Below are 18,962 nucleotides of genomic sequence, written 5' to 3' on the forward strand. Positions count from 1 at the left end.
GACAGCAGAAAAATGACATCATATATGATTATTGTAAGATTTATTTGCATTATAAATTTAACCTTTAATACTATACATTATGTCATCTGTCATCACTCAAAAAAGTAATCTGGTAGAAAAACCAAGTTTTAAAACACATTACGATAATTTCATCGGCGGTAAATGGGTTGCACCAACAAAAGGGCAATATTTTGAAACCGTTTCTCCAGTTGATGGAAAAGTATTTACGCAAGTAGCTCGCTCAACCGAAGAAGATATAAATTTAGCACTTGATGCCGCTTGGGCAGCAGCTCCAAGTTGGAACAATTCATCAGCTACAACTCGAAGCAATATTTTATTAAAAGTTGCTGACCGTTTGGAGCAAAATCTAAGCTTATTGGCTCGTGTTGAAACTTGGGATAATGGTAAAGCAATCCGTGAAACTATGGCGGCAGATTTACCTTTAGCCATCGACCATTTCCGTTATTTTGCAGGCGTGATTCGTGCCGAAGAAGGTTCTGCTTCTGAGTTAAATGCCAATACACTTTCATTGATTATACATGAGCCGCTAGGAGTTGTTGGACAGATTATTCCTTGGAATTTCCCAATTTTGATGGCTGCATGGAAAATCGCTCCCGCATTAGCAGCAGGAAACTGTATCGTTTTAAAACCAGCCGAACAAACACCCGTTGGTATTATGGTTTTAGCCGAATTGATTCAAGATTTATTACCAGCAGGCGTATTAAATATCGTAAATGGTTTTGGTATTGAAGCAGGAAAACCATTGGCTTCAAGTCCACGCATTAACAAAATTGCTTTCACTGGTGAAACTACCACTGGACAATTAATCATGCAATATGCTTCAAAAAACATTATTCCTGTAACACTTGAACTTGGTGGAAAATCGCCGAATATTTTCTTCAAAAGCATTATGGATGCTGATGATGAGTTTTTTGATAAAGCTCTCGAAGGTGCATCAATGTTTGCTCTTAATCAAGGAGAAGTTTGTACTTGCCCTTCAAGAATTTTGGTGGATGAATCAATTTATGATGCTTTCATTGAACGTGTTGTTGCTCGTGTTGAGGCAATCAAATTAGGGCATCCGCTTGATCCAGAAACAATGATGGGAGCTCAAGCATCAAATGACCAATATGAGAAAATTTTGAATTATATTGAAATCGGTAAAGAAGAAGGTGCAGAAGTATTGACTGGTGGCGGAACAGCTTATAACGAAGGTTTAGAAGGTGGATATTACATCAAACCAACTATTTTTAAGGGAAATAACAAAATGCGAATTTTCCAAGAAGAAATCTTTGGGCCAGTTGTTTGTGTAACTACTTTCAAAGACGAAGCTGAAGCTATCGCTATTGCAAATGACACTCTTTACGGTTTAGGAGCAGGTGTTTGGACACGTGATATGCACCAAGCATACACAGTAGCAAGAGCCGTTCAAGCAGGTAGAGTTTGGGTAAACTGTTACCACGATTATCCAGCACACGCACCATTTGGTGGCTATAAAAAGTCTGGTATCGGCCGTGAAAACCACAAAATGATGTTGGGCCATTACCGTCAATCAAAAAATATGTTGATTTCTTACGATAAAAATAAATTAGGTTTCTTCTGAAAAAACTAATGTCTATGGTTTAAGTACGATAGTAGAGAGAGTCAGAAACGACTCTCTCATACTTTTTCTACCCATTTAAAATTTTTATTCAAATGACAATCGAACGAGTAGATTTTACGCCCGAAGCTGCCAAAATCATTGATGAATTACGGGAGAAAAATGGCACTTTATTTTTTCATCAAAGCGGTGGTTGCTGCGATGGCTCATCACCAATGTGTTTTCAAGAGGGTGAATTGATGTTAAATGAAACTGACGTAAAACTCGGAACAGTTCACGGTTGTGATTTTTTTATGTCGAGAGACCAATTTGAATATTGGAAACACACTCATCTTACTCTTGATGTAGTCAAAGGTCGAGGAGCAAGTTTTTCTCTTGAAATACCACTTGGTGTGCGTTTTGTAATTAAATCAAGACTTTTCTCGGATCAAGAATTAAAACATTTAGGTCAGATTTAAGCATTAAAAACTTCCCGAAACAGCTCTTCTAGGAATACAGCTTTCGAGAAGTTTCTTTAATTTGCTCAATTTAATACTTTTATTGTTTTTTCTTCTTTCAAAATCATCCTGCCAAAAGGCTCGGCTGAAATACCATTTTCAGACAAAATTGTTTCCAAAATATCTTTTCCTTCTGGTTCGACTGCTATTAATAAACCACCACTTGTTTGTGGGTCGGCTAGTAAAATTCTTTGTGTATCAGTTATTGTCGAAACTTTGTGACTGTAACTTTCCCAGTTTGTATTGCAACCTTTTGGAGCACAAAATGGATACAAATAATCATTTGCTTCAGGCATTTTGGGTACTCTTTCGTAATCAATTTCTGCACTGAGTCCACTTCCTTCGCACATCTCAACCAAATGTCCTAAAAGACCAAAGCCAGTCACATCAGTCATTGCTTTTACTTCCGACATTTTACCCAAATCAGCACCAACTTTATTCAAAGTTGCCATTTGTTTGACTGCCACTTGTAAATATTCTGGATTCGAAATACCCATTTTTTGAGCGGTTGCCAATAAGCCAACGCCAAGTGGTTTCGTGAGGTATAATAAACAGCCTTCTGTTGCAGTAGAGTTTTGTTTTAAATGTTCAATTTTTACTTTACCAGTAACTGCCAAACCAAAAAACGGTTCTGGGCTATCAATGCTATGACCGCCTGCCAACGGAATATTAGCTGAAGCACAAGTTGCACGGCTTCCATCTAGCACTTGTTGTGCAATTTCGGCTGGAATTGTATCAATTGGCCAACCCAAAATGGCAATTGCCATCATTGGCTCACCTCCCATTGCATAAATATCGCTGAGTGCATTTGTGGAAGCAATTCGTCCAAAATCAAAAGCATCATCAACAATTGGCATGAAAAAATCAGTTGTACTAATAATTGCCTCACCATTGCCTAAGTCAAAAACTGCGGCATCATCTTTATCTTTATTTCCAACTAAAAGACTAGGAAATGACCCTTGTAACACATTTGTATGAAGAATTTGGTCTAAAACTTTTGGTGAAATCTTGCATCCACATCCTGACCCGTGACTAAACTGCGTAAGCTTTATTTCAGACATATATCAATAACGATTTAGTTAATCAACCCAAAATTACATAATATTGTAAAACGATTTTGTAAATCGTTCATATAATAAAGATTTTAAGCTACCATAGCGATTTGCTATATTTCATACGATTTTGAATCGTTTTACCAAAACATGACCATTTTTCTAATACCAACAATACTCGCACCTGATACGCAAGAAACTGTTTTACCTCCACAAATAAAAGCAGTTGTCAGCGAATTGAATGTGTTTTTTGTGGAAGAACTCCGCACCGCTCGACGATTTATCAGCAGTCTAAAATTAAATAAAGTTATTGATGACATTACTTTCTATGAACTCAATAAAGATACACCACATGACCAAACCTTATCTCAGCTAAAAAAACTCAAAACAGATGCAGGAATTATTAGTGAAGCTGGTTGCCCTGGCATTGCTGACCCAGGAGCAGTTGTTGTTGGGTACGCTCATCAATTAGGTCATAAAGTTGTACCGCTGGTTGGGCCTAGTTCAATTTTAATGGCTTTGATGGCTTCAGGTTTTAACGGTCAAAGTTTTACTTTTCATGGGTATCTTCCTATTGATAAATCGGCAAAAATAAAATCATTACAAGGCTTAGAACAAACCGCCAAGAAAAAGCACCAAACACAGATTTTCATGGAAACTCCTTTCCGCAATAATCAATTATTGGATGATGTTTTACAAAATCTTAATTCAGAAACTTTGCTTTGTATTGCCTGTAACGTTACTGCTGAAGATGAATTCATTAAAACCTTGCCTATTAAAGAATGGCGAAAATCTAAGCCAGATTTACACAAAAAACCCACTATTTTCTTACTTTTGTAGCTCAAATCTTAATTCTGACTCTTTTTGAAATGATTAATATACATTCATTCACTTTTTCTCCAATTGCCGAAAATACCTATATTTTGTGGGATGAAACGCATGAAGCCGTTATCATTGACCCAGGTTGTTTAGCTCAATATGAAAAAGAAGAATTATCCGATTTTATCACTGATAATCGACTGGTAGTAAAGCATTTACTTCAAACACACGCTCATCTCGATCATGTTTTTGGTTGTGCTTATGTTAAGCGAAAGTTCGGTGTAAAAATGTTGATGCACAAAAATGAGATTCCGATTTTAGCAGATGTTGAAAAACGATGTATGCTTTGGGGAATCAAAGGTTATGAACCTGTTGAAGCAGACGAATTTATTGACGAAAACGACAAAATATTTTTTGGAAATTCGGAACTAGAAATCCGCTTTGTACCTGGCCATGCACCTGGACATTTAGCATTTGTCAACCATGCTCAAAAATTTGTTATTGGTGGTGATGTGCTTTTTCGAGGAAGTGTCGGTCGAACTGATTTTCCATTTTGTAGCCACGAAGCATTGCTCAAAAGTATCGAAACACAATTTCTAACGCTTTCCGATGATTACAAAGTTTATTCAGGACACGGCGACCCAACAACCATTGGTTATGAGCGTAAAACGAACCCATTTCTTCAATAAAATATAAGTTTTTAGCATTTATAATCTATCAAAAATAACCCTAATTATAGGCGAAGTTAAAAAAACTAACGTATGAAACTTTTCACAATTCCTAATATTATGACACTCGGCAATTTACTCTGTGGTTGCTTGGGTATCGTTTTTGTCTTTGAGGGAAACTTACTTTACGCTGCTCATTTAATTTTTTTAGCAGGAATTTTAGATTTTTTGGATGGTTTTGTCGCTCGTTTACTTAATCAGCATTCCGAAATTGGGAAACAACTTGACTCACTTGCCGACATGGTTACTTTTGGAGTTTTACCTGCATTTATAACTGCCAAATTGATACAACAATCGCTCAATCAAGATTCAATATTAACTGATTTAGTGCCTTCAACCCTTTTATCCCAAATACATTTACCTCTTATAGCTTACATTGCTTTTATTTTAGCATTATTTTCGTGTTTGCGATTGGCTAAATTTAATATTGATACTCGCCAATCAGATTCTTTTATCGGTGTGCCAACACCTGCAAATGCTTTTGTAGTAGCTGCATTTCCATTAATAATAAAGTTCAATCCAGAATATACTTTTCTGGTTCTTAATTCAACAATTTTGATTGCATATACGCTCATTATGAGTTATTTAATGATTTCAGAAATACCATTATTTGCTCTAAAATTCAAGAATTTTTCTTGGGCAAACAACAAAGTTAAATACATATTCCTGATTCTTTCAGTTATTTTATTAGTTACTATTCAGTTCGTAGCTATTCCGTTAATCATATTTTTGTACATAATTATGTCTATTATTAGTAATTTTCTATCGATAAACTCATAAAATCTCATTTTAGTCAGACTAAAAACGCAATAATACTATGCAAAATCCATTTGAAGAAAATCAAACACCTATTCGCCCAACGTTTCTTACAGTTTTATGTATTCTGACTTTAACTTGGAATGCTTATAAATTTTATGGAGCAATTCCAAATACTTTCACTCCCGAAAAAGTAATGGAAAGTAAGGAACAAGCCAACGAAATGATAACCGAAATGTTATCAAAATATATGAAAGAAGAAGACCTTGAAAAAGTAGAAGAATCGCAGGCTGAAACCGCAAAAATGTTTGAAAAAGACAATCTCGTTTTATCGGGTGGTATCAGTCTTATTTCTAGCCTTTTATTAATTTTAGGTGCAATTTGGATGTGGGGGCTTCGTAAAAAAGGTTTTTGGGTTTATCTCGCTGGTAATGCCGTAGGAGTTTTAGCTCCAATCATTATTTTTGGTGGCCAAATTGGTTGGTCAATCGGCATTATGTCGTTCATCGCATCGGCTATTTTTGTTGGACTTTACACACTGAATCTAAAATATCTTTCGTAGAAATATTGTTAAAACTTTGTTAATAATTCGCTAAACCTGCTCATTATTGGGCAGGTTTTTCTATTTTTAATTAAAAATGTATTAATTAAAGTAGGTTTAACATATTATGAAAAAAATACTCCTTTTGCTATTATTATACGCTTCTTTGTCACAAGCACAAGGCGATTTTACACGTATTTATCACCCAATTATAAACGAAGCTGAGTTGGCTATTGTTGATACGAACTATTATGACGCCCTCGATTTTTACAAAGAAGCATTTGTCAATGTTAAAAAGCCTTTTGCAAAAGATTATTATAATGCAGCTATTTGTGCCGCAATGGTAGGTAAAACCTCCTTAGTTTTTGATTATCTAGAAAGAATCGTTGAAAAAGGCTTTCCTGCTGATAGTTTACGAAAAGATGCTTTTTTTCACTATATGGCAGATACTTGCAAACGTTGGAATGATTTTGAAAAACAAATGAGATTGGTTAAACCCAATATCAACAAAGAATTGCGAGATAGTTTGAATAAATTATATGCTCTTTCAACGAAAAGATTCCATACACCGCTCACGGAAGATTTACGAGACTATTTTCGCAAAAATATAAAAGCTAAAGAAATCATTATCAATAAAAAAGATACAATTATCCGAGAAACTAATATTGGAGATAGTTTATATTTCTTTGGTAATTTACCCCAAAATCTAAAAATACAACAAGATAGCCTAAGAAAGATTAATGACAAAAAATACTCTGATGCAATAATTTTAGTTTCACAAAGTTTAAGCAAATTAATTGATAATTATAATTTGCCTGACGAAAACATGATTGGTTTGTCTGGATTCGATTATAAAATCTTATCACCAAAATTTAATCGATTCGGTATTGCCTCACAAAATTTCAATGATTTAATATTCAATAAAAGCCTTACTATAAGTCTTTTAGAAACTTCTTTTTTAAGTAACAACAAAGATTTTTTATCCAGTATTATCCAAGCAATCAGAGATGGAAAGCTTGCTCCGCAACAAATAATAAATATTACATTTTCAAGATTCAATTACAACTCTAAATCAGTTGAAACAATCCCTAAAGCTTATACAATGGGCAAAGTTCAAATTTTACAACTCCAATTAGAATCAAATCTTGTTTGTGAAAGTGCTAAAGGAATAGAAAATAAGAAATTCTGGAAAAAAGAAAAATTAGCAGATTATAACGAACAAGAAATTAATGAAAAACGACAAGATATTGGCTTAGAAAAATTAGCAGATGCTTACAAAAAAGCCTTTTTTAAAGCAAATCCAAGTCATTTTATCATTAATGGAGGCAATTTTCAAAGTGAACTTTCATACATTTCAAGCTGCGAAGTTCTCGACAAAGTATTAAAAGATAGTGTAGTTTTAAGATAAAACATGATTTTATCAAGAATAATATCAATATTTTAAAGTCAGCCAAATATTATTTTGTTAAAAATTCATCTTCTATAAATTATCAGTTAATTTTGCGTTTTATTTCACTTAATAAAGGGAATAGTTTTCGGATAAAAAATCAAAAACTGTTTGCTAATAACTGATAACTGAAAATGTCTGTAGAAACTTCCATCATTCGTGACACTCAAATCTTTGATTTAATCACGAAAGAAAACAATCGCCAATTGCACGGCATCGAATTGATTGCCTCTGAAAACTTCGTGTCGCCGCAGGTGATGGAAGCGGCAGGTAGCGTGTTGACTAATAAATATGCAGAAGGACTTCCTGGAAAACGCTATTATGGCGGTTGCGAAGTTGTTGACCAAGTTGAACAAATAGCCATCGACCGTCTAAAAACTTTGTTTAATCTTTGTTGGGCAAACGTTCAGCCACACTCAGGTGCTCAAGCTAATATGGCAGTGTTTTTAGCTTGTCTTCAACCAGGAGATAAAATTTTAGGATTCAATCTTGCTCATGGCGGTCACCTCTCACATGGTTCGCCAGTAAATATTTCAGGAAAATATTTTCAACCTTTTTTCTATGGTGTTGAGCAAGAAACAGGCTTAATCGACTGGAATAAAGTTGAGGAAACAGCTCACAAAGAGCGTCCAAAGTTGATTATTTGTGGAGCATCAGCCTATTCTCGTGATTGGGATTATGTTCGCCTTCGTCAAATTGCTGATTCTGTTGGAGCATTACTTTTGGCTGATATTTCTCATCCAGCAGGTATGGTTGCTAAAGGTCTTTTAAACGACCCATTTGACCATTGTCACATTGTTACAACAACCACTCACAAAACCCTTCGTGGAACGCGTGGTGGTGTAATTATGATGCGAAACGATTTCCCAAATCCTTTTGGTATAACAACGCCAAAAGGCGAAATTAGAATGATGTCATCATTATTAGATTCTGGTGTTTTCCCAGGAACACAAGGTGGCCCACTAGAGCATATTATTGCTGCTAAAGCAATTGCGTTTGGTGAGGCTTTGAGCGAGAATTTCTACAATTACCAAGTACAGGTGCAGAAAAACGCTAAAGTTATGGCACAAGAATTTATGAATCGTGGTTATAAGGTTATTTCTGGCGGTACTGATAATCACTTGATGTTGATTGATTTACGTCCGAAAAATTTAACTGGAAAAATCGCAGAAAACTCATTGATTTTAGCAGATATAACTGTAAATAAAAACATGGTTCCTTTTGATGATAAATCAGCTATGACTACTTCAGGAATGCGTGTTGGTGCCGCTGCAATGACTACTCGTGGTTTGGTTGAAACCGATATGGTTAGAATTGTAGATTTAATTGACGATGTATTGATGAATCATGACAACGCCACAACCATTGCCAACGTTAAGAGAGAAATTAATGATTGGATGAAACAATATCCATTATTTCAATACTAATAAATAAACATATACGTAACATAAGAAAGGCTTGGTTCAATGAACCAAGCCTTTTTCTAAACCCTAACTAAACCGTATAAAATACAATAAATTACAGCGAATAAAAGCTGTTTTTATCCTATAATACAATATTCAAAATCTTTTTTAATCGCTGAATATTCCATTCTAACTTCTGTCGCTTTATTTAATGATAGTGTTTTCTTATCAAAAATCTTTTCTGTAAAAAAACGAATAACATAATTTGCTATCATTTCAACCAACGATTCTTGCGTGTTAGTATCTCCTTTTGCAGTATTCACAACGGTTTCCTCAAGTCTTACTTCTAAGGATTGTAATTGTTTTGCTAAACTGTATTTTTTTGTATTCATACTCAATTTACGCTGTTGTTCGTAGGTATTTTGCGGAAACCCAATTGCCATCGAATTTAAGCTTACAATAGTTAATGTGAGAAGGAATAATAGCTTTTTCATAATATCATTTTTTTAATGTGTAAACCATCTTTCTGATCGACAATACAAAGATATGTGTTTTAATTAGTATTATGCAATACATAGTACTATTTATTTTTAACATTTCTGTATAAATGGTCAATTTTTGAGATAAATGGCTCTATTAATGGATTTCATCTATAAGATGCAAAACCTTTACACAAAGTTGCACTTTTAAAAATATATTTTTAGTTAAAAAAAGTTAAAGTAAGTCAAATCAAGAATGAAGTACCTTTTTTTAATGATGAAATGAAAAGTTGTTGGTAATAATATTTCTCCAATGAAAAGTTATTGATTAAAAATCATAAATAAGAGCTATAAAAAAAGGAGAAACCTTTCGATTTCTCCTTTTTTTATAGCTTAAATATCTTAGTATTCCCACAAGTTATGTTCAAATTCCATCAGTTCATGTTCTAATTGTTCTGATTTCAACATACCTTCACGAGGTGATTTATAAATATCATCTAAGAAGTTATCAAGGGCATTTGATTTCTTAATAATTTTTCCGTGAAACAAACGCAATTCAAAGGCATCAGCTAAATTTTTGTGTTGAGCTACATTGGCTGCATTATACCAAATACACTTCGCATTGCTACGGAAATAACGCTCCAACTCTTTATACTTAAAAACACAAATTGTACGGTCAAAACCTAAAGTAGTTTGGTCAGCAGGAATAATAAGTTTCAACGTTAAAATATCGAAATACTGACGTGAGCGTTGTTTATCGAAAATCCAGTCTTCTTTCAACTCTAAAGTAGTCAATTGCGTCGGGAAAATCTCTACTCCGCCACCGGCATCAGCAGTAGCAGCTGCATCAGTTCCAGTTGTAGTAGTTTTTTTTGCTCCACCACTATCACCACCCCAACCATCATCTCCACCACTTGAAAAGCCAGCTTCTTTTTCTTCTTGAGATAAGCCACCACCTTCTGATTTCAACATAAGGCGTTCATTAAATTGGTCTAATGTCAGCTTTGTATTTAGAGAATCATCAGCATAAGCTTCGAGTAAACCAGCTTTTACCGCATCAAGCAAATGTCTTGTAATTTCACTTCCTTTAGAAAAAAGCGGCTGATTTTGCTTTTCTTTCAAGTCAATTCTTCGCCAAAGAGTTGTTTTATACATGACGTTTTCTTCATGTATTGGACGAAGCGATAACGGGTTCAAATAATTATTTGACTTCTCCTGAGCTACTGCAAACTGGCTGATAATCAAAGAGATACCAAACGCCATGCTTTGTAATTTCTTCATAATGCTGACAATTAATTTGTTAATTTAGCGGAATAGTAAAGAATACTTCACCAACGTCAACTGATTCTATTTCTCCCTTAAAATTCTTGCGTTCTACTTTTTTAATAACTATTACATAACGGTCTCCCGCTTGTGCTTGTTGTGCAAGTCCTGAAATATTTGCTTCACCATTGAATGTACCACCACCAATTTTTCTAGTACCACGTGCAAGGTTTACTTCAAACTCTGCTACTCTAAAACTAGCATCTTCAGGGTTTGTCGCTTTAAACGATTCATCGGCAATTGCACGAGCCCCTAAAGTACGTAAGCCTGATGCAGATGCTCCTCTACGTTCGTCGACAGCGGAACCGTTTCCAAACATTTTGATTGTTGGTTTAGGCACACGACGAACTGGGAATGGGAATGATTGTAATGTAATTCCACCATTCACAACATCCATTGTAACTTTAGCAGAATTAGGTACAATAGTAACCTTACCACTTCCACCTGGAATAAATTCAGCCCCAGAACCATTAAATGAAGGGCTATATAACGCTCCTAAACCTGGTGAATATGTTACTAAGCGGTTAGCACATTTAAAGTACAAAGCAGGCATTGAAGCTGTTTCTATTTGAACTGAAGGCTTCAATACAGTATAGGTTTCTTCCTTTTCAACAGACTTCATTGTTCCATCTGGAGAAGGGTAAGATACGATAGCCTTATACGAACGAGTTAATTGCCCATTTTTATCAAATTCTCCTCCTGAAGCAGTTACTTCGTAGGTTCCTTTACCGTCTTTAACAGGTAATGCCGAACCATTAATACTAATTCTTGGTGTGATTGATTTTGAATAAGCTCCAATAGCAACCTCAGCATGATATTTTTGTCCAGCTACAACCGAACGTGAGTCAGGAATAACAACTGCAAAAATTTCGTCAAACTTAATTTCTTTTAAACCAACTAGACTAGCTAAATATTCCAAAACTTCACCTTCGATACGGCGAACTTCAGATTGTTTTTGACTTAATACAGCCAATGCCGCAGGAACGGGTGTTTGAGCAAAATACAATTCAGAAAAATCTTTACTTTTTGTAATTTCATCCGTTTTAGCCAATGCTGGGTCTTGCGAGGCGTCAACTGCTAATTCTGGAAATTTTGTATTGGGTGCAGCAAATTTTTGCAATTGAATAGCAAAATCATTTAGCTTTTTCTTGAGTTCGTACCCTTTACCATTTTTAGCATCACCAACCATTAAAACGGCTACTTTTTCTTCTTCTGAAGGGTTTTTAACACCACCAGTTTCAGCATCTAATCCACCACCAGCATTCACAATTTCTTGCTTTAAGCCACTGATATAATTATCCATTTCGCTAGTAATTTTTCTTACTTCTACAGCCTTTTGAAGGACATCTGCGTATTGAGCTCCTCCTGGTTTTTCTTGAATTTCTTTTCTAATTGCATTAACTGATTTTTCGTTATTGCCATTAGCAGCCGAATTGGCTCTTTCCAAACTATTATTCAATAATTGAAATTTTTGTAAGAGAGCGTTACTTACTTGGAGTGCTAACATTGCCGTCAGAACGAGATACATCATATTGATCATCTTCTGACGTGGCGATTCCTTTCCACCTGCCATATATTCTATATATTATACGGTTAGTAATTAATTTTTTTATAAATAATAATTATAATGTTAAAAAAATATTCTTGGGAAGTGCTTAATGTACTTCATCAATTAACTTTGAAAACAAAATATTAGTTGCCTTTCATCGCTGATAGCATACTTCCATAAACATTGTTTAGTGAAGTTAAGTTATTCGTTAATTTAGACATTTCTGACTTAAATTGTTGGGCTTCTTTCGAGGCATCCGACATATCTTGCATAGCCGTTGTCAAATTGCCATAAAAGGCGTTCATCGCTTTCAAGTGCTTATTAGTATCTTGTAATTCTAGTTCATAAACCGCATTCAATGCACCCATATTTTGAGTAATTTTGCTGAATTGTGAACGATACTCTTGGGCATCTTTAGTTGCATCAGCCATACTATTCATTGCAGATACAGCAGTTCCGTAAGCTGAATTGAGAGCTGTGACTTGCCCAGATGCAGCTTTAATATTTTTAGCATAATCACTTGTTGCTACTGTTGCATCTGTTAAATCAGACATTTTCGATACTTGACCTGTAAGGCTTTGAATACCTGTTTTCAAGCCATCAAAAATATCTGGTGTAATTTTAGCATTAGCCAACATATCATCCATTTTGGCAGTTAAACCAGCACCTTGAGTAGAAACGTTTCTTTTAGGTAATTCGCCTTGAAAATCATCAGCTAACTCTGGATAAACTTTTTCCCACTGATACTCAACACCTGGACGAAGGATTGATTGGAAAGCATAAATTAAAAAGATTGCTGCCTCAGTACCTAAACCAATTGGTAACATAAAATTTGCCCAATCGTAGTGCATAATTTTACCCAATGCTCCCAAGATTACAACTGATGCTCCTGCACCATAAAAAAACGGAATAATTTTGTCCCAAAATAAGCTTGTACCGTTGTTGTTTGCTGCCATGTGTTTAAAAAGTTAAGAATTTTGCTTTAATTAAAAGGGAATTTATTTTAGTTTAATTTTTATCGAGGAAAATATCCACGCACCATTTATCTATATTTCAAACATAAGAAATGCGAAGTACAAGTGAAGCATTCTATTGAATACTACAAATCTATACTTCGCAAATCATCCTATTATTATTCTCTACCAGGAACGCTTCCTAAACGATCCATTACACATCGAAAGCCAATGTATGAACGACGATTTTCACGGAATTCGTAAGTTCTAGTACCAGTTTCAAGGAAATATGCTACGTCTTTCCATGAGCCACCTTTAATTATTTTTCGAGGTTCATTTTCATCATTATACACAGGATTCAAATCCCAAGTAACTGGCATATATGATTCGGCATAAGCATCTTGACACCATTCTGCAACATTTCCTGCCATGTTATATAAGCCATAATCATTTGGATTAAACGCATTTGATGGTGCGGTGTAAGGATAGCCATCAGCACGATAATTGCCACGATACGGTTTGAAATTCGCAAGGAAACAACCTTTACCATTTGCTACATAAGGATTTCCCCAAGGGTATTTAGCTCCTTCTTTTCCTCCACGTGCTGCCCACTCCCACTCTGCTTCTGAAGGCAAACGATAACGTGGTGATTTGAATAGATTTTTTTGAGCTCTGTTATCATTAAGTAATTTTGTACGCCATTTGCAAAAATATACGGCGGCGTCCCAGCTTATACCAACAACTGGATAAGTATCAAATGCTGGTGAAGAATAATAATACTCTGTCATTTGGTCACCATTGTGATACGTAAAATCTTTACTCCAAACCGCTGTATCTGGGTATAGTGTTGACATAATAAATTCTTCGCCTAATACAGACACTGAATCAGTAACCATTGAATTAACAAATTGACGGTATTCATGGTTGGTTACTTCTGTATCATCCATATAAAATGGCACGATTGTTACTCGCTTGTTCATTGAGATACGAGCAGACATTACGTCTTCGTCTGCTTGGCCCATCATTAATGAACCAGATGGAATCAAAACCATTCCGTGAGGAGCAGTTTGCTTGTAGCCTTTTCGGGAAGTTGCCATGATTTCTCCGTCACGAATTCCATCCATGCCGATATCCTTGCTACCGCCTTTGCTGCTTTTTTTTCCACCGAAAACCTTGCCCAAAGGATTCTTGCTTGAAGAACCACAACTCTGCATCATTACGATTGGGGCAATCACTAAGAGGATTTTCAAAAAGGTCTTTAACATATTCTTGCTCATAGCTGAAAACAAGTTGATTATCTATTTTTTTTGGTACTATATACTTTCAACAATATAGAAACGTGACTACGGAAAACAATATTGCATTAGCTCACAAAGTTATGAAAAAAAATAAGTTTTTCCGATAACTATAAAATGATTAAGCAATTATTAAGCCAAAATAAATATCTATCGGTCAATTATTAACCTATTTAGATGGTTTATTACTATTTTATTGATTAATGTGACATTTACTTCACTCACCTATTAGATGAGTATCGGGTATGGAGTAGTTTTATGATTAAACGGCATAAATTATGCCAAAATCATGATTTGATTACTAATTAATATCCAAAAGTAGATTTTCTTCAAATTCGAAATTAAACAATTTTCATTGCACTTTTATATATTTTAATAAAACTTATTAGTAGCGATACCTTGGTGTACGTACAATTGATTTTTTTCCAGCTCTTAGTGCCGCTAAAGTGTAACTTAATAATACCTCATGTGAAGTAGCACTTTTTGCGTTTTTGCCCCCAGTTATTACATCTATTGCATAACCTATTTTCATGTTTCCATTCATTAAATTAGCTCCTAAAAGTCCAGTTACCGCATCTCCACTACGATAGCTTGCTCCTAACCAATACTTGCTATCATAAGTTGCGGTTGCTCCAGCTTCTGCCGAAATTGTACTCAAATCTGATTTAAGAATAAACATTGGACTCACATCAATTGTATATGAAACCCCAATCAGTAAACTTCCTGTTAAATATGCACTTCTTTTAAGTCTATTAGTTGCATCTTTTGTTCCTAGTCCAAAAGTAGGTTGATTGATATGGTTCATCGATAAACCAATGGTGTAAGAAGGGTTATTCAAATAGATACCAGCTCCTACATCAATAACCGATTGGGTTACTCTACCTGTTGCTAAAAGAGGGTCACTTTCATCTCTCGGACGTAAACGGCCATAATCAATGCCTTTTGCAAAATAACCTCCACTTACTCCAATTCCTAGTTGGCTATTTCCTAATGGCAATTGATAAGCATAAGATAGCTTAAAATCACGTTGGGTACTTGCTCCAATTTTATCGTTGACGAACGTAATTCCTACCCCACTTTTTATCATTTTTAATGGAATATTAGCTGAAATCACTTGTGAAACTGGAGCTCCTCCATCATCAAATGTACTCTGATAGCCTAAATATTGTGTACGATAAATGGCTTGAAAACGTGTTACGTTTTCAGAACCTGCCGTAGCTGGATTAACAAATAGCTGATTATAAATATAATGACTAAATTGAGCATCTTGCTGGGCATTTGCTGCGAATGATGCTACAAACAAAATTATATAGTAAATTTTTTTCATAATGGGCTAAGAATAATCAATAACCAAAAAGGTATAATATAGTGTAAATACTGCACGCAAAACAATATTTTATTTCGGATAAGTATTCTACTTATTTTCTATTGGCAATTTAAGTAAATATTTGTATTCTAAATACCATAACGAAAAAAAATAGGCTAAACTTATGATTTAGCCTATTAACTTATTTTTTTTAAATATTGTTTGCTTTTTTGATGTACAACTCTAAAGCTCCTGTCATTGATGGAGCATTTGGCAGTGGGGCTTCAATATCTAATATATATCCCGCATCTCTAATGGCTTTTGCAGTAGTTGGCCCAAAAGCGGCTAAACGGGTATTGTTTTGTTTCCAGTCAGGGAAATTATGGTCTAAAGATGTAATTCCTGATGGGCTATAAAAACAAATAATATCATAAAACACTTCCGTCAAATCTGATAAATCAGACGGAACAGTTTCATACATAACTGCTTCGCTCAGATGTAAATCATTGCGATTCATTAGATTAGGAATATCGTTGCTACGAATATTTGAACAAGGAAACAGAAACTTTTCATTTTTGTGTTTCAAAATCAAAGCTTCCAAATCTGCTGCTGTTTTCTGACCAACAAAAATCTTACGTTTTCTAATAACTATGTATTTTTGCAAATAATTAGCTGTTTGTTCCGAAATACAGAAGTATTTCATGTCAATCGGAATCTCAATTCTCATTTCTTTCGCAATGCGGAAGAAATTATCTACTGCATTACGGCTAGTTAGGATAATGGCCGTATGGGCCAAAATATCAATTTTTTGGCGGCGAAAATCTCTGTGGTCTAAGCCTTTTATTTCAATAAAAGAACGAAAATCTATTTTGAGATTAAACTTTCTGGCCATCTCAAAATATGGAGACTTTTCGTCAGTAGGTCTCGCCTGTGTTACTAAAATGCTCTCAACTTTACGGAGGCGTTCTTGATTTATTTTTTCTGTTACTTCACTCATCCAAATTGCGGGTTTTCAAGTACAAAATTACTGTTCTGTATTAGTTTCAACAATAGAATCAACAGAGTCTTTCTGTGAAAATATGTCATTATATGGCAAACCTTATACCAAGAATAACGGGCAATAATTCGACAATACAAAGGTACGAAATTAAATAAAGACTTTGTATGGGGATACTTCGAATTATCGTAAAATATAAAATGAAAAATCTTATTACATAAAAAACAACAATGGGTGTAAATAAATAAACTTGCCAGTTAAAATCATGTGGAAAATACGACATAAATAACACTAGCAGTATCAAAACTAAGGTTGTATAAAACAAGATTGATGATTGTATAATCTTGAAATAGTGTAAATCAACAACTTTTTCTAAGTTAAACAATTGTCCTAAAAGGCTAATTAGAAAATATTTTATCATCAATAACACAAATATAGCCAAGCATATTCTCAAATAATTAGAGAGTAAAACGCCTAGTGTATCTCCTTCTTGCAATATAGTTCTTCCACCAAATACATACATTCCTTTGCTTTGTAAGAGCATATAAAACAAGCCAATAATCAAACTTAACATAATAATGAACATCATATTCATTCGGTTGAGTGGTTTGTTTATTAGGAAAGACTGCTCTCTGACCAATGTATTAAACAAATCTTTAAAGTTGTAATACCGCTGAAAAGCCCTTACGTATGAATTCGATAAATATGAAAACATGACTAAAATAAACATCGACACCAATACGATATAATTTCGGTATGGAGCAGGCGTACGTGGCTTCGCAGAAATTCCTGATTCGGATAAGACAATTGGTTTTTGATTCAACGAACGTTTATATCCAAGAAGAAGGTTCTTATCATCAATATTATTAGAACCATAAAGTGTTATATAAATAATTGGTTGTTCGTAGGCTCGATAAAGGCTATCAACACTTAATACAATCCATTTGCCAACTGGTATTTTTTGGCGGAGCGACCCGTTAATAAACAGGAAGTTATCTGCTTTCTTGGCAAATACTAATAAATTATATCCTCTATTACTTTGAATATCGCAAAAAACGGTGTGTGAAGGGTAGCCCAAATGTTGCTCAGTAATATAAGGAATATAGGTTTTCATCTTATCATTATATACCTGCCAATCATCGTGATAGTCGTGTACCAAAAAGTATTGATTGTTTGGTCCAACGTTGGTCGCAAACAATTTTGACGAAATGAGTAACAAAACTATGTAAAGAATCTTCTTCAAACGCTTTCTTTGATTTTTTTGCAAAATTAAACAAAAAAGGTCAGATTGTTAAGTCTGACCTTCTGTTTTTATCAATAATCTGATTTCTTATGCCTTTCCTAGAGCTTTCAACATTGTTGCACCAATATCAGCAGGTGAAGCTACCACGTGAATTCCACATTCGGCCATAATTTTCATTTTAGCTGCAGCAGTATCATCAGCACCACCAATGATTGCTCCTGCATGACCCATACGACGACCTTTCGGTGCAGTTTGTCCTGCAATAAAACCAACAACTGGTTTAGTACCAAATTCTTTAATCCAATTAGCTGCTTCTGCTTCCATTCCACCACCAATCTCACCAATCATTACGATACCTTCTGTTTCTGGGTCATTCATTAAAAGCTCGACAGCCTCTTTTGTTGTAGTACCAATAATTGGGTCGCCACCAATTCCGATAGCCGTTGTTTGTCCAAGACCTACTTTTGTCAATTGATCAACTGCTTCATAAGTTAACGTACCTGATTTTGAAACCACACCGATTGTGCCTTTTTTGAAGATAAATCCTGGCATGATTCCCACTTTACATTCTTCAGCAGTAATAATTCCTGGGCAATTAGGCCCAATCAAAGTAACTTTCTTACCTTGAATATAAGACTTCGCCATTACCATATCCTTGGTTGGAATTCCTTCAGTAATACAAACGATTACTTTAATTCCAGCGTCGGCTGCTTCCATAATTGCATCAGCTGCAAATGCTGGCGGTACGAAAATAATTGAGACATCTGCTCCTGTAGTTACTACTGCTTGCTCAACAGTATTGAAAACAGGACGGTCGAGGTGTAATTGACCACCTTTGCCTGGCGTTACTCCGCCAACGACATTTGTGCCATATTCAATCATTTGACCTGCATGGAATGTACCTTCCGAGCCAGTGAAACCTTGTACGATTACTTTGGAGTTTTTATTTACAAGAACGCTCATTATTTCGTGTA

Annotated in this window: 18 protein-coding genes; 8 read left to right on the forward strand and 10 right to left on the reverse strand. The window is 34.9% G+C overall.

Annotated elements, in window-relative coordinates:
• Positions 1–79: 79 nt before the first annotated feature.
• Together exaC and MJQ71_RS12045 are read left to right on the forward strand one after the other, a co-directional pair.
• Positions 80–1,603 (forward strand): acetaldehyde dehydrogenase ExaC, encoded by a 1,524-nt coding sequence (exaC, locus tag MJQ71_RS12040; protein ID WP_238806870.1) that lies wholly within the window; start codon positions 80–82, stop codon positions 1,601–1,603.
• Positions 1,604–1,695: 92 nt separating this feature from the next.
• Positions 1,696–2,058, forward strand: coding sequence for a DUF779 domain-containing protein (locus tag MJQ71_RS12045; protein WP_238806871.1), 363 nt, complete (start codon positions 1,696–1,698; stop codon positions 2,056–2,058).
• Between the two features lie 65 nt (positions 2,059–2,123).
• On the opposite strand, the gene selD is transcribed toward MJQ71_RS12045, so the two are convergent.
• Positions 2,124–3,158, reverse strand: a complete 1,035-nt coding sequence (gene selD, locus MJQ71_RS12050) for a selenide, water dikinase SelD (protein ID WP_238806872.1) — start codon at positions 3,156–3,158, stop codon at positions 2,124–2,126.
• A 141-nt stretch (positions 3,159–3,299) separates the two neighbouring features.
• Here selD and MJQ71_RS12055 point away from each other — a divergent pair, with 141 nt between their 5' ends.
• From MJQ71_RS12055 to glyA, 6 genes are all read left to right on the forward strand, one after another.
• Entirely contained in the window at positions 3,300–3,989 is a 690-nt protein-coding gene (locus MJQ71_RS12055; protein WP_238806873.1) for an SAM-dependent methyltransferase, read from the forward strand.
• Between the two features lie 29 nt (positions 3,990–4,018).
• Positions 4,019–4,657: an MBL fold metallo-hydrolase gene (locus tag MJQ71_RS12060; RefSeq protein WP_238806874.1), complete on the forward strand. Its 639-nt coding sequence runs from the start codon at positions 4,019–4,021 to the stop codon at positions 4,655–4,657.
• A 72-nt stretch (positions 4,658–4,729) separates the two neighbouring features.
• Positions 4,730–5,476 (forward strand): CDP-diacylglycerol--serine O-phosphatidyltransferase, encoded by a 747-nt coding sequence (pssA, locus tag MJQ71_RS12065; RefSeq protein ID WP_238806875.1) that lies wholly within the window; start codon positions 4,730–4,732, stop codon positions 5,474–5,476.
• A 37-nt stretch (positions 5,477–5,513) separates the two neighbouring features.
• A complete protein-coding gene (locus tag MJQ71_RS12070) occupies positions 5,514–6,014 on the forward strand; it encodes a hypothetical protein (RefSeq protein ID WP_238806876.1) in 501 nt (166 codons plus the stop codon).
• A gap of 106 nt (positions 6,015–6,120) precedes the next feature.
• The gene (locus tag MJQ71_RS12075) at positions 6,121–7,401 is read left to right on the forward strand and encodes a hypothetical protein (RefSeq protein ID WP_238806877.1); all 1,281 of its coding nucleotides are present in this window, start codon (positions 6,121–6,123) and stop codon (positions 7,399–7,401) included.
• A gap of 173 nt (positions 7,402–7,574) precedes the next feature.
• The gene (glyA, locus tag MJQ71_RS12080) at positions 7,575–8,867 is read left to right on the forward strand and encodes a serine hydroxymethyltransferase (protein WP_238806878.1); all 1,293 of its coding nucleotides are present in this window, start codon (positions 7,575–7,577) and stop codon (positions 8,865–8,867) included.
• A gap of 113 nt (positions 8,868–8,980) precedes the next feature.
• Here the strand turns inward: glyA and MJQ71_RS12085 are convergent, their stop codons facing one another.
• The 9 genes from MJQ71_RS12085 to sucD form a co-directional block, all read right to left on the reverse strand.
• Positions 8,981–9,337, reverse strand: a complete 357-nt coding sequence (locus tag MJQ71_RS12085; protein ID WP_238806879.1) for a hypothetical protein — start codon at positions 9,335–9,337, stop codon at positions 8,981–8,983.
• A gap of 387 nt (positions 9,338–9,724) precedes the next feature.
• Positions 9,725–10,603 (reverse strand): type IX secretion system ring subunit PorN/GldN, encoded by an 879-nt coding sequence (porN, locus tag MJQ71_RS12090; RefSeq protein WP_238806880.1) that lies wholly within the window; start codon positions 10,601–10,603, stop codon positions 9,725–9,727.
• A 19-nt stretch (positions 10,604–10,622) separates the two neighbouring features.
• Entirely contained in the window at positions 10,623–12,218 is a 1,596-nt protein-coding gene (porM, locus tag MJQ71_RS12095; RefSeq protein WP_238806881.1) for a type IX secretion system motor protein PorM/GldM, read from the reverse strand.
• Between the two features lie 119 nt (positions 12,219–12,337).
• Positions 12,338–13,150, reverse strand: a complete 813-nt coding sequence (gene porL, locus MJQ71_RS12100) for a type IX secretion system motor protein PorL/GldL (protein WP_238806882.1) — start codon at positions 13,148–13,150, stop codon at positions 12,338–12,340.
• A gap of 176 nt (positions 13,151–13,326) precedes the next feature.
• Positions 13,327–14,424, reverse strand: coding sequence for a T9SS ring complex lipoprotein PorK/GldK (porK, locus tag MJQ71_RS12105; RefSeq protein WP_238806883.1), 1,098 nt, complete (start codon positions 14,422–14,424; stop codon positions 13,327–13,329).
• Between the two features lie 403 nt (positions 14,425–14,827).
• Positions 14,828–15,769, reverse strand: coding sequence for a PorP/SprF family type IX secretion system membrane protein (locus MJQ71_RS12110; protein ID WP_238806884.1), 942 nt, complete (start codon positions 15,767–15,769; stop codon positions 14,828–14,830).
• Between the two features lie 190 nt (positions 15,770–15,959).
• Positions 15,960–16,745 carry a uroporphyrinogen-III synthase gene (locus MJQ71_RS12115; RefSeq protein WP_238806885.1) on the reverse strand — a complete coding sequence of 262 codons (786 nt, stop codon included), beginning with the start codon at positions 16,743–16,745 and terminating at the stop codon, positions 15,960–15,962.
• An 88-nt stretch (positions 16,746–16,833) separates the two neighbouring features.
• Positions 16,834–17,988 (reverse strand): DUF4271 domain-containing protein, encoded by a 1,155-nt coding sequence (locus MJQ71_RS12120; RefSeq protein WP_238806886.1) that lies wholly within the window; start codon positions 17,986–17,988, stop codon positions 16,834–16,836.
• An 87-nt stretch (positions 17,989–18,075) separates the two neighbouring features.
• Positions 18,076–18,951, reverse strand: a complete 876-nt coding sequence (sucD, locus tag MJQ71_RS12125; protein WP_238806887.1) for a succinate--CoA ligase subunit alpha — start codon at positions 18,949–18,951, stop codon at positions 18,076–18,078.
• Between the last annotated feature and the right edge of the window lie 11 nt (positions 18,952–18,962).

The sequence above is a fragment of the Emticicia aquatica genome (assembly GCF_923079645.1).
Taxonomy (GTDB): domain Bacteria; phylum Bacteroidota; class Bacteroidia; order Cytophagales; family Spirosomataceae; genus Emticicia; species Emticicia aquatica.